Consider the following 11,118-nt stretch of genomic DNA (forward strand, 5'->3'; position numbering starts at 1 on the left):
GGCTGAAACGTTATTGCCGTCCGCATCAGCTTAGCGCGTCGCCGTCTGCCGCGGAAAGCTGCGCATTCATGGCAGAATGAATCGATTCGTTGATGATTTGCGCCGTCACGCGTACCAAAGGCGCGCGAACAGGAGAGCGCGGCGCGAGCGGGAAGGCGTAAGATGGAAGCGACCCAATCGAGAAATCAGGTCGAGGCGGAGCTGTCCGGCACGATGGCGCGCGTCCGGCTGCAGACCTATGAATATGAAACCCCTTCCGAAGAGGTGCGACGCCCGTCGCAGCATCAGCTCGCGCTGATCCTGACGCGCCGGCCGCGCGAGAGCCGCTATGTCGGCCGGCTCGCTTCGGGGCGGACCTTCTCGATCGGCAATCTGATCTATGTCCCCGCGTCGCAGTCGATCTGCGGGGCGGGGCCGGGCGGCCCGCATCAGATGATCACCTGCGCCTTTCCGGTCGGCACGCACGCTGCGCTGGCCGGTTTCGAGCGCGAGTGGGATGACGCGGGGCTGACGCGCTGCGGCAATCTGCGCTCCGAATGGATCGCCGAATCGATGCGGCGGCTGGGGCGCGAGGCTGTGCGGCCGGGGTTCGCGAGCGATATCCTGATCGACAGCCTCGCCGCGGCGCTCCCGGTCGAACTGCACCGGTTGCTCGAGCCGCAGCCGCAGCCGCGCGCGCGCTGCCGCGGGGGGCTATCGCCGCATCAATTGCGCCGCGTCGAGCAATATGTGTTCGACTGGCCGAGCGGCGGGATCAAGGTGCCCGAACTAGCCGGTCTCGTCGGGCTCAGCCGCGGGCATTTCATGCGCGCGTTCAAGCAAAGCACCGGGCGGACGGTCCACGCCTTCGTCGAGGAAGCGCGGCTCGATCGCGCCAAGGCCTTGCTGTGTGCGGATCAGTTGCCGATCAAGCAGATCGCCGCCGATCTCGGCTTCGCCGACCCGTCGAGCTTCTCGCTCGCCTTCCGCCGGATGACCGGCATCGCGCCGGGGCGGTATCGGTCGGCGGAGCATGCGAACAACATATGAGCCGTTCGCCCTGAGCCTGTCGAAGGGGCTGCACTTCTTCCGACGAAGAAAGGGCGGGGCTTTGACAGGCTCAGTCCGAACGGTGGAGGGGCGGCGATATACGCTAAGGCCGCACCGCCAGCCCGTCGACGATCATCCGCGTCACCTGTTCGGCATAATCGGGCGGGATCGGCTTCATGCTGAACAAGGCGCGATAGATCAGCGTCCCGACGATCATGTCGAACAACGTATCGGCCGAGCTCGCCGGATCGATCAGCCCCGCCGCCTTGCCGCGCGCGACGATCGCGCTCAATTCGCCGCGCGCGACGGTCTCGGCCTTGGCCCCAAGCTCGTCCTGCACCGTGCGGTCGCCCTGCGTCGCGGCGATCACCCCGATCGCGGCGGCGGCGATATCGGGGCGGCGATAGCGATCGAACACCTGATGGACCAGCGCGAGCACCTGTGCGTCGAGCCCCTCGGCGTCGATCACGTCGGGCAGGCCGTCATCCCCGCCGGTCGAGATCTCATTGGCGAGATGCGCCTTGGTCGGCCAGCGGCGATAGATCATCGAGCGCGGGATGTCGGTCATCTGCGAGATGCTGTCGAACGCCAGCGCGCGATAGCCGCCCTCGGCGAGCAGCGTGCGCGCCGCATCGAGAATCTTGCGGTCGATCTCCGCGTCGCGTGGTCGCCCCCGGCCCGTCGCCTGCTTCATCGCGCCACGGTGGCACGGGGGTGCGCGCCAAGTCCAGCCGGCAACATGTGCGGCTTGATTTTTTACGGGACACTCTGTACCTAAATACTGACAGGGCACACCGCGGAGGCGGCGGCCGGCAGGAGAGATGGCGATGCTCGATCTGGTGATTCGCAACGGGCTGATCTGCGACGGCAGCGGCGCGCCGGCCTATCGCGGCGATGTCGGGGTGCGCGACGGGCGGATCGTCGCGGTCGGCGAGGTTTCGGGCGAGGCGCGCGAGACGGTCGACGCCGGCGGTCGGGTAATCGCGCCGGGGTTCATCGATCCGCATACCCATTATGACGCGCAATTGGTGTGGGACGGGCTGGCGCAGCCGTCGCTCGAACATGGCGTGACGACGGTGATGCCGGGCAATTGCTCGCTCAGTCTCGCCCCGCTGCGCGCCGAGCACCGCGATCTGCTCGGGGCGACGTTTCGCAAGATCGAGGAAATGCCCAAGAATGCGTTCGACGCCGGGCTGACCTGGACGTGGGAGAGCTTCGCCGATTATCTCGCCGCGATCCGCGCCGGGCTCGGCGTCAATGTCGCGCCACTCGTCGGGCATAGCCTGGTGCGGCTGTGGGTGATGGGGCTCGACGCGCGCGAACGCGCCGCGACCGATGCCGAAATCGCCGAGATGCAGCGGCTGCTCGCCGAATGCCTCGATGCCGGCGCGGTCGGGATGAGCGGATCGTGGGTCGACATCGATCACGAACTGCGCCCGGTGCCCGCGCGGCTCGCCGAGCCGAAGGAGCTCGACGCGCTGTGCGCGACGCTGGGCGAAAAGGGCGGCATCCTCCAGATTGTCCCCGAATTCTGGGACGCCGACCTGCTCTGCGCGCGGATCGACCTGCTCGCCGATCTGTCGCGCAAGCACAAGATCGCGACGACCTTCTCGCCCTTGTTCGACAGCAATGCCGCGCCCGAACTGGTCGGGATCGCGCTCGATCGCGTCCGGTTGCAGACCGCGCATGGCGCGCGCGTCGTGCCGCAGATGCAGACCCGCCCGATCGATCTGTCGTTCGATCTCGGCGCGCCGATGTCGACCTTCGCGACCCTGCCGGGCTGGTGGGCGATGACGCTGCTGCCGCACGCGGAGAAGCTCGCCCAGCTGCGCGATCCCGAGCGGCGCGCGGCGCTGGCGGCGGAGATGGATCATTTCATGATGCCGATCGGTCTGCAGATCGATTTCGCCGATTCCTACGTGAAACGGATGGGCACCCCCGACCCCGCGCTGATCGGGCGCCGCGTCGGCGACATCGCCGCCGAGCGCGGCTGCCATATCGCCGAGGCGATCATCGATATCGCGCTGGCCGACGATCTCGCCACCTCGTTCGGGCTCGATGCGATCGGGCATAATGACGATGCCAAGATCGCGACGATGCTCGCCGATCCGCTGATCGGGATCGGCGCGGGCGACGGCGGCGCGCATGTCACCAATTTCGCGACCTATGGCGATACCGGCTATCTCTTCAGCCGTTACGTCCGCGGCTTCGACGCGATGCCGCTGGAGACCGCAGTGCGCAAGCTGACGCATGACGTGGCGCAGCTATGGGGCCTCCGCCAGCGCGGGCTGCTGCGGCCGGGCTATGCCGCGGATGTCGTGGTGTTCGACGCCGAGACGATCGACCGTGGCCCCGAGATACCGGTCGAGGATCTCCCGGCGGACGGCTTCCGCTACATCCGCCGCGCGAGCGGCGTCGATCGCGTGTTCGTCAACGGCGCGCTCGCCTATAGCCAGGACGCGGGCTACGCCTCCGCGCGGGCCGGCGTCATCGCGGAAAGGATCGCGGCATGAGCACCAACCTCGCCCCCATCCGTCGCTTCATCCAGCCGGAGAGCGGCGACGACTGGCCGGCGATCGCCGCGCGCGTGCTGCCGGACGAGCCGGCCGAGGCGGCGATCGAGCAGCTTAAGAGCTGGAACCTCCATCTCGTCTTTCGCCCGGTGTCGGTGATCACCCCGTCGGATATCGTCTTCGTCGAGCCGCCGCGCGCGGTCGCGGCGTGACCGACGCCGCGCGATGAACGACGCGCGGATCGAAAGCGTGCGGCTCACCCCGACGCATGACGGGGAAGCCGCTTTGGTGGTGACGTTGCGCTTCGCCAACGGCGGGCGATCGAACGTCCAGATCGAGGCGGAGGGGATGCGCCGCGTGATGGCGCGCGCCGGGGTCTCCAATGCGCTCGACCTGATCGGGCGGAGCTGGGCGGTGCTCGATGTCGCCGACCCGCCGTTCACCGGCTGGGCGAACAAGGGAGAGTAAGCGATGAAAGCCGATACGAGCCTCGCGGCGGGCGAAGCCGCCTATCTGATGGGCGCCGCCGAGCCGGCGACGTCGAGCGTGCTGATCAGCAATTCGAAATATCTCAACAGCCCGCTGTTCCGCGACGTCTATGCGCAAATGGGGCTCAAGCGCGACGGGCATGATCTGCCCGACGCCTATCTGATCCCCACCTTGTCGCGCGCGATGGGCGAGGTGGTCGATCCGGCGCGCACCGCCGCCTTGCTCGCCGCCGAGCGCGAACGGCTCCCCGAATTCGCCGCGTGGCTCGACGAGCGTTTCACCTCCAATTTCACCGCCGAGCAGGTGGCGCATTGCGCCCCCGGGACATTGGGCGCGCGGATCCACGCGTTCATCGCCGACAGCGGCTATGAGATCGATTTCCTCTACAAAGGCGAGCCGCGCGACGATTACGAATTCCTCGTCAAGCGCCGCGCGCAGAACCACGATATCGAGCATATGGTCACCGGGCTGTGCCCGAGCCAGGTCGGCGAGATCGCGCTGATCGCCGCCAATACGATGGCCAATGCCAATTATTTCTCGACCGAGTTCGCGCATGAGCTGAACCTCTATGGCGTGGTGCTGATGTCGACCTCGCTCAGCCGATCGGGGCTGCATTATCCCAGGACCTTGCCGGCTTTGCTCGAGGGGCTGAGCCGCGGCTATGCGCTGGGGGCCAAGCAGAAGAAGCCCTTGTTCATGATCCGCTGGGAGGATCATCTCGATCGCCAGCTATCCGATATCCGCGCCGAGTTCGGGTTCGAGGACGGCCCGGCGCCGGGTTATTGGGACTGGGTGTTCCAGGAATTCAAGGGGTGATTGTCCGATGATTGGGACACGACACCTGCGTTAGCTCCCGTTCGCCCTGAGCTTGTCGAAGGGCTGCACTTCTTCCGAAGAAAGGGCAGGGCTTCGACAAGCTCAGCCCGAACGGGGAGAGGTAATTTCAATTTACGCAACGATCTGGATGGGAGAGCAAGGATGACCAAAGGCGCGGAGGCGTGGTGCCGCAGTTATGGCGAGGCGATGCTGCGGCGCGACGGGCCGGCACTCGCGGGGCATTATCTCTATCCTTATACGTCTTTCACCTTCGGCCAGATCCACAGCTTCGCCGATCGCGCGACCGCCGATGTCGCGTGCGGCGAGCAGGTCGCGCGCTTCGATCGCGTGGGGGTCGGGTCGGACATCCGCATGGCCGATTTCAAGGTCGTCCCGGTCTCGACGGATTCGGCTTTGTGCCATGTGACGTGGCAGCTGTTTCCGGTCGACGACACCCCGGGCTGGTCGTGGACCAACGTCTATGGCTATCGCCGCCGCGGCGATGATGAGGGGTTCGAGTTCAACATCTCCGACAATGAAATCGGCGAGGTGCTGCGCCGTTTTCCTAATTTCTTCGCGGCATAGCGGGAGCTTCTACCCGATCGGTGAGATCTCGGCGGCGGCGAGGATCGCCTCGGACGCCGCCTCGACGACGGCGCTCCTCGCAGCGTCGAGCGACCGCGCGAGGATCACCGGCTCGCATGCCAGGTCATCCGCGATCGGCACGCTGGCGAGCGGGGTTCCGTCATAAGCGTGGCGGCTTTCTGGTCCCGAATAGGTGATGCCGATGCCCTCGCCATGCGCCGCGAGGCTGCGCATCACCTCGAGCGCCGCGACGCGGTGGCGGACGAGCGGCTCGGCACCGACCCGCCGGAACAGCCCGAGCATGTGGCGCACCGACAACCCCTCTTCGAACAGGATCAGCGGGCGCGTGCCGACCGCCGCGAGCTCGACCGCGGGCAAATGCGCGAGCGGATCGTCGACGCTCATCACCGCGCACGGCCGCACCGACGCCAGCCGCGTGCGCGCGAAGCTGGCATCGAGACCGAGACCGAACGTCACCGACAGATCGACGCGCCCCTGCAGCATATCGCGCGCGAGCGTTTCGAGGTCCGCGATGCGATAGCGGATGTCGACGCCCGGCAGCGCCGCGCGCAACACCGACAGCAGGTGGCCGATGTGAAGCGGCGCGAGATCGTCGAACAATCCCAGCGTCAGCCGGCCCGCAGCGGCGCGCGGCGCACGCGTCGGATCGTCGAGCTGGCGCGCGAGCGACAGGAGCTCCTCGGCCTGCGCCAGATAGTCCTTGCCGAACCCGGTCAGTTCGACCGGCGCGCCGCGGCGGCGGATGAAGAGCTTCTGCCCCAGTCGCCGCTCGACCTGCGTCAACGCGACCGACAGCGACGGTTGCGAGACATTCAGTTGCGCCGCCGCTGCGGAAAGGCTGCCGGCGCGCGCCACCGCCGATACATATTCGAGCTGGCGGAGTGTCAGATATAGCATCAAGCTAACAGTAGATTAGATACTTATTATTTGAAACTAATATAGATCGGGTTTCTGCTGGCGCTCGCAAACCGGAGGGATCAGCTCATGCCGCACGCGCTTCTCTGCGCCGACCAGATCGAGGCCTTTCAGCGCGACGGCGTCGTGCTGGTGCGCGGGCTGTTTCGCGATCATGTCGAGACGCTGCGCGCCGGCGTCGCGCGCAACATGGCCGAGCCCGGCCCTTATGCCGCGGAGAACCTCAAGCCCGGCGAACGCGGCCGCTTCTTCGACGATTATTGCAACTGGGATCGCATCGCCGAATTCGAGGCGGTGGTCCGCCGATCGCCCGCGGCGGAGGTGGCGGCCGATCTGATGCGGTCGGATAGCGCGCAGCTCTTCCACGATCATGTGCTGGTCAAGGAGCCCGGCACCGCCAAGCCGACGCCCTGGCACCAGGACGGTCCTTATTATTTCGTCGAGGGGCAGCAGACGGTGAGCTTCTGGTCGCCGCTCGATCCGGTGCGCGAGGCGTCGCTGCGCTGCGTGGCGGGATCGCATCGCTGGCCCAAGCCGGTGCTGCCGACGCGCTGGCTGTCGGATGAGAATTTCTACGCCGGCGACGATGCCTATATGCCGGTGCCCGATCCCGATGCGGCGGGAATGGACATCCGCGAATGGGAAATGGCGCCGGGCGATGCGGTCGCGTTCAATTATATGACGCTCCACGGCGCACGCGGAAACGATACCGCGACGCGGCGGCGGGCCTTTTCGCTGCGCTTCGTCGGCGACGATGCGCGTTATGTCGAACGGCCGGGCCGCACCTCGCCCCCCTATCCGGGGCATGGCATGTCGGCGGGCGAAAGGTTGCGCGAAGACTGGTTTCCGATCATTTTCCGCCGCGGCTAGGGTCGGGATCGACGTTTCGCCCCACCGTCGTCACCCCGGCTCAGGGCCGGGGCGACGGGGTTTATGAGGCCCGACAGGAGCCGCAGCGGCGACGCCATTTTCCGATTCAATATATCAAAACCGGCCGATTTATCCTGACTTTGGACCTGCGAAGCGGCGCGACCCCGTCCTAGAACCCACTCAGCCGCCCCGAAAAGCGGGCGGGGGAGACGGGTGCGATGGGCGAGTGGGTGGTTCCCGGCCGCGAGGAGACGATGGCCCGGCTGATGCGCGGCTATGCGCGCGTCACGGGTTTCGCGCGCGATCAGGACTATACCGTCGCCGACCGGCTCGAGGAGCGCGCGGGCGATCACGCCGATACGCCGTTCATCCTGTTCGAGGACCAGCGGCTGACCTTCGCCGAGGTCAATGCCCGCGCCAATCGCGTCGCGCATGCCGCGCGGGCGGCGGGGCTGGGGAAGGGCGATGTCGCCGCGCTGATGATGTACAACCGGCCCGATTTCGTCGCGATCTGGCTCGGGCTGGCCAAGATCGGCGTCGTCACCGCGCTGATCAACACATCGGCCACCGGCAATGTCCTTGCGCATGCGATGAAGCAGGTCGGCGCCAAGGCGTTGATCGTCGATGCCGAATTGGGCAGGTCGGTCGCCGAGCTGCCCGACGCCGATATCCCCGGGCTGTTGTGGGAGCAGGCCGAGGAAGGGCGCCCGCTGTTCGGGCTCGCCCGCGCGCGCGATTTCAACGCCGACCTGGCCGCCGCCAGCGATGCCAACCCTGATCGGGCGCTCCGCGCCGGGGTGAAGATGGGCGATCCGCTCTATCTGATCTTCACCAGCGGGACGACCGGACTGCCCAAGGCGGCGAAGATGAGCCACATGCGCTTCGTCAACGCCGGGGAGATGATGGGCGGGCTGATGGAATTCGGCCCCGGCGATGTGTTTTACTGCGTGCTGCCGCTCTATCATGGCGCTGGCGGGATGGTGGTGCCCTCGACCTCGCTCGCCTTCGGGGTGCCGTTCGTGCTCAGGCGCAAATTCTCCGTCAGCGGTTTCTGGCCCGATGTGCGGCGCCACGGCGTCACCGCTTTCTATTATATCGGCGAGATCTGCCGCTATCTGCTCAACGCGCCCGCGCGCGCCGACGATGCCGACAACAGCCTGCGGGTGATGACCGGCGCCGGGCTAAAGGCCGAATTGTGGACCGCCTTCCAGCAGCGGTTCGGGGTCGCGCAGGTGTTCGAGGGGCTGGGCTCGACCGAGGCCAATTACGGCATCACCAATGTCGACAACAAGGTCGGCTCGGTCGGCCGCGTGCCTTATCCCGCACACACCAACATGAAGTTCGTCCGCTACGACGTCGAGGCCGACGATCATATCCGCGACGCCGACGGCCGACTGGTCGAGGCCCGGCCCGGCGAGGTGGCGGAGCTGATCGCCGAGGTGCTCGGCGGCACGGGGGTCGGCGGCTATTTCGAGGGCTATACCTCGGCCGCGGCGACCGAGCAGAAATTGCTCCGCGACGTGGTGAAGCGCGGCGACGTCTGGTTCCGCTCGGGCGATCTCGTACGGTTCGACGCGGAGGATTATTTCTATTTCGTCGATCGCATCGGCAACACTTATCGCTGGAAAGGCGAGAATGTCTCGACCGAGGAAGTCGCCGCGGTGCTCGGCGCCTTTGCCGGGCCCGATGTGGTCAACGTCTATGGCGTGAAGGTGCCCGCGACCGAGGGGCGCGCCGGCATGGTCGCGCTGACCTATGCCGATCCCGCCGCCTTCGATCCGCACGCTTTCTATCAATTCGCGACCGCGCGGCTGGCGCATTATGCGGTGCCGGTCTTCGTCCGCCTGTCGCGCGAGGCGGAGATGACCACCACTTTCAAGCTGCGCAAGGTCGAGCTGCAGCGCGAAGGCTATGCCCCCGATCGCGTCCACGGCGATGCGCTGTTCGTCGCCGACGCCGCCGCCGGCCGCTATGTGCCGCTGACGCCCGAGGCGCTCGCCCGGCTGGGCATCGCCCCTTTTGCTGCGGAGAATTGAGATGCGCGTCGAGCCGAGCGCCGAGCAGAAAGCGCTGCGCGACGAATTCCGCGCCTATCTGCACGGCATCATGACCGACGAGGTGCGCGCGGCGTCGGCCGGCGCGGAAAGCGGCCCGGTCTATCGTCAGGTGATCCGCCAGATGGGGCGCGACGGCTGGCTCACCCCCGGCTGGCCGGTCGAATATGGCGGCAAGGGTCTCGATCCGGCGATGCAGAAGATCCTGCTCGAAGAGTTGGTGCTGGCAGAGGCGCCGTTCCCCTTCGTCACCGTCAACACCGTCGGCCCGGCGCTGATGCGGCTCGGCACCGAGGCGCAGAAGCGCGAGATATTGCCGCGCATCGCGAGCGGCGATCTGATCTTCGCGATCGGCTATACCGAGCCGGGCGCGGGGTCGGACCTCGCCGCGCTCAAGACCCGCGCGGTGCGCGACGGCGATGATTTCGTGATCAACGGGCAGAAGATATTCACCAGCGGGGCGGAGGGCGCCGATTACGTCTTCCTCGCCGCGCGCACCGATCCCGCGGCGCCCAAGCACAAGGGCATCACCATCTTCATGATGGATACCACGACGCCCGGCTTCTCGGTCTCGCCGATCTGGACGGTGGGGGGCATCCGCACCAACGTCACTTATTACGAGGACGTCCGCGTCCCCGCGTCGATGATCATCGGCGCGGAGAATGCCGGCTGGCGGCTGATCGCCGAACAGCTCAACCACGAGCGGATCGGGCTCGCCGCGCTGACCTACGGCGGCAACGGCTGTTTCGACGACGTGGTGAACTGGGCGCGCGGCATCGCTACCCCCGACGGCGGGCGGCTGATCGATCAGGGCTGGGTCCAGCTCGCGCTCGGCGAATGCTATGCCTTGCTGCGGGCGATCGGGCTGATGGGAGATCGCGTCGGCTGGGAAGTGTCGCAGGGGGTGACGCGGCCCGAGCTGGCGAGCGGGCTCAAGGTGTTCGGCACCGAGGGGATGATCCGCGCGCTCCGCCTGCTGCTCGACGTGATGGGCGCGGCGGGGCTGGTCCGCGGCGGTTCGCCCGGCGCGCAGCTCCGCGGGCGGATCGAGCGCGAATATCGCAAATGCCAGATCAACACTTTCGGCGGGGGCACCGCCGAGGTGCTGCGCGATATGGTGGCGCAGGTCGGGTTCAATATGCCGCGCGCAAGGTGAGGACGGACATGACCGAACAGGATTTGCTGACCCGGGCGCGCGCTTTCGTCGGCGGCGAAGCGACCCCGCCGGTCACCGCGCGCGATGCGGTCAACCAGCCGATGATCCGCCGCTGGGCCGAGGCGATGGGGGACGTCAATCCCCTGTGGCACGATCCGCAGGTACGCGCGGCGGGCGGTTTCGCGGGCGCGGTTGCCCCGCCGGCGATGCTCGACGTGTGGACGATGGCGCGCTACCGCCCCGGTGGACGCACCGCCGACGAGGGTATGCCGGTGCTCCAGCTGTTCGACGCCGCGGGCTATACCGGGGTCGTCGCGACCAATATCGAGCAGGAATACCTCCGCTATCTCGAAGAAGGCGATATCGTCAGCATGCGCGCGACGGTCGCCGACGTATCGGACGAGAAACGCACCGGGCTCGGCATCGGCCATTTCGTGACGATCGATTATGAGTTTACCGACCAGCGCGGCGACGCGGTCGGACGGATGAAGTTCCGCGTGCTCAAGTTCAAGCCGCCGCTCACGCAGGCGGCGCCAGCGGCGGACGGCGAGAAGCCAAACAAATTCCCGCATCCGCGCCCGGCGATCACGCATGACAATGCCTTCTTCTGGGAGGGGCTGAAGCAACGCAAATTGCTGATCCAGTCGTTCGGCGGGCGGCTCGTCCACCC

12 protein-coding genes are annotated in these 11,118 nt (G+C 67.0%); 10 read left to right on the forward strand and 2 right to left on the reverse strand.

Going from position 1 to position 11,118, the window contains the following annotated elements; all coding sequences use genetic code 11:
• Window positions 1-162: 162 nt before the first annotated feature.
• Entirely contained in the window at window positions 163-1,029 is an 867-nt protein-coding gene (locus BGN95_RS12555) for a helix-turn-helix transcriptional regulator (RefSeq protein ID WP_265312442.1), read from the forward strand.
• Window positions 1,030-1,132: 103 nt separating this feature from the next.
• Here the strand turns inward: BGN95_RS12555 and BGN95_RS12560 are convergent, their stop codons facing one another.
• Window positions 1,133-1,723, reverse strand: a complete 591-nt coding sequence (locus tag BGN95_RS12560; protein ID WP_286772799.1) for a TetR/AcrR family transcriptional regulator — start codon at window positions 1,721-1,723, stop codon at window positions 1,133-1,135.
• Window positions 1,724-1,856: 133 nt separating this feature from the next.
• Here BGN95_RS12560 and BGN95_RS12565 point away from each other — a divergent pair, with 133 nt between their 5' ends.
• From BGN95_RS12565 to BGN95_RS12585, 5 genes are all read left to right on the forward strand, one after another.
• Window positions 1,857-3,542 carry an N-acyl-D-amino-acid deacylase family protein gene (locus tag BGN95_RS12565; RefSeq protein ID WP_286772800.1) on the forward strand — a complete coding sequence of 562 codons (1,686 nt, stop codon included), beginning with the start codon at window positions 1,857-1,859 and terminating at the stop codon, window positions 3,540-3,542.
• On the forward strand, window positions 3,539-3,754 hold the full coding sequence (locus tag BGN95_RS12570; RefSeq protein ID WP_265312439.1) for a hypothetical protein: 216 nt from the start codon (window positions 3,539-3,541) through the stop codon (window positions 3,752-3,754). The genes BGN95_RS12565 and BGN95_RS12570 overlap by 4 nt, the downstream gene beginning before the upstream one ends.
• A 13-nt stretch (window positions 3,755-3,767) precedes the next feature.
• Window positions 3,768-4,010, forward strand: coding sequence for a hypothetical protein (locus BGN95_RS12575; RefSeq protein ID WP_286772801.1), 243 nt, complete (start codon window positions 3,768-3,770; stop codon window positions 4,008-4,010).
• Between the two features lie 3 nt (window positions 4,011-4,013).
• Window positions 4,014-4,847, forward strand: a complete 834-nt coding sequence (locus BGN95_RS12580; RefSeq protein ID WP_286772802.1) for a Coq4 family protein — start codon at window positions 4,014-4,016, stop codon at window positions 4,845-4,847.
• A 162-nt stretch (window positions 4,848-5,009) separates the two neighbouring features.
• Window positions 5,010-5,432, forward strand: a complete 423-nt coding sequence (locus BGN95_RS12585) for a hypothetical protein (protein ID WP_265312436.1) — start codon at window positions 5,010-5,012, stop codon at window positions 5,430-5,432.
• Between the two features lie 9 nt (window positions 5,433-5,441).
• On the opposite strand, the gene BGN95_RS12590 is transcribed toward BGN95_RS12585, so the two are convergent.
• Window positions 5,442-6,350, reverse strand: coding sequence for a LysR family transcriptional regulator (locus BGN95_RS12590; protein ID WP_286772803.1), 909 nt, complete (start codon window positions 6,348-6,350; stop codon window positions 5,442-5,444).
• An 87-nt stretch (window positions 6,351-6,437) separates the two neighbouring features.
• Here BGN95_RS12590 and BGN95_RS12595 point away from each other — a divergent pair, with 87 nt between their 5' ends.
• The 4 genes from BGN95_RS12595 to BGN95_RS12610 all read left to right on the forward strand — a co-directional run.
• Window positions 6,438-7,238 carry a phytanoyl-CoA dioxygenase family protein gene (locus BGN95_RS12595; RefSeq protein WP_286772804.1) on the forward strand — a complete coding sequence of 267 codons (801 nt, stop codon included), beginning with the start codon at window positions 6,438-6,440 and terminating at the stop codon, window positions 7,236-7,238.
• A 218-nt stretch (window positions 7,239-7,456) separates the two neighbouring features.
• Window positions 7,457-9,274 (forward strand): long-chain-acyl-CoA synthetase, encoded by a 1,818-nt coding sequence (locus BGN95_RS12600; protein WP_286772805.1) that lies wholly within the window; start codon window positions 7,457-7,459, stop codon window positions 9,272-9,274.
• A gap of 1 nt (window position 9,275) precedes the next feature.
• Complete coding sequence (locus tag BGN95_RS12605; RefSeq protein WP_286772806.1) at window positions 9,276-10,448, forward strand: acyl-CoA dehydrogenase family protein; 1,173 nt, start codon at window positions 9,276-9,278, stop codon at window positions 10,446-10,448.
• An 8-nt stretch (window positions 10,449-10,456) separates the two neighbouring features.
• Window positions 10,457-11,118, forward strand: a 662-nt coding sequence (locus BGN95_RS12610; protein WP_286772817.1) for an FAS1-like dehydratase domain-containing protein, incomplete at its 3' end; no start/stop codon positions are given.

Origin of the sequence: Sphingomonas sp. 66-10 (assembly GCF_001897045.1) — a bacterium.
GTDB lineage: Bacteria > Pseudomonadota > Alphaproteobacteria > Sphingomonadales > Sphingomonadaceae > Sphingomonas > Sphingomonas lycopersici.

Excerpts from the sequence above, each read along its gene's own strand:
- BGN95_RS12590 (WP_286772803.1), bottom strand. The coding sequence starts at position 6,350 with ATGCTATATCTGACACTCCGCCAGCTCGAATATGTATCGGCGGTGGCG.
- BGN95_RS12555 (WP_265312442.1), top strand. The coding sequence starts at position 163 with ATGGAAGCGACCCAATCGAGAAATCAGGTCGAGGCGGAGCTGTCCGGC.
- BGN95_RS12600 (WP_286772805.1), top strand. The coding sequence starts at position 7,457 with ATGGGCGAGTGGGTGGTTCCCGGCCGCGAGGAGACGATGGCCCGGCTG.
- BGN95_RS12565 (WP_286772800.1), top strand. The coding sequence starts at position 1,857 with ATGCTCGATCTGGTGATTCGCAACGGGCTGATCTGCGACGGCAGCGGC.
- BGN95_RS12570 (WP_265312439.1), top strand. The coding sequence starts at position 3,539 with ATGAGCACCAACCTCGCCCCCATCCGTCGCTTCATCCAGCCGGAGAGC.
- BGN95_RS12575 (WP_286772801.1), top strand. The coding sequence starts at position 3,768 with ATGAACGACGCGCGGATCGAAAGCGTGCGGCTCACCCCGACGCATGAC.
- BGN95_RS12585 (WP_265312436.1), top strand. The coding sequence starts at position 5,010 with ATGACCAAAGGCGCGGAGGCGTGGTGCCGCAGTTATGGCGAGGCGATG.
- BGN95_RS12605 (WP_286772806.1), top strand. The coding sequence starts at position 9,276 with ATGCGCGTCGAGCCGAGCGCCGAGCAGAAAGCGCTGCGCGACGAATTC.
- BGN95_RS12580 (WP_286772802.1), top strand. The coding sequence starts at position 4,014 with ATGAAAGCCGATACGAGCCTCGCGGCGGGCGAAGCCGCCTATCTGATG.
- BGN95_RS12595 (WP_286772804.1), top strand. The coding sequence starts at position 6,438 with ATGCCGCACGCGCTTCTCTGCGCCGACCAGATCGAGGCCTTTCAGCGC.
- BGN95_RS12560 (WP_286772799.1), bottom strand. The coding sequence starts at position 1,723 with ATGAAGCAGGCGACGGGCCGGGGGCGACCACGCGACGCGGAGATCGAC.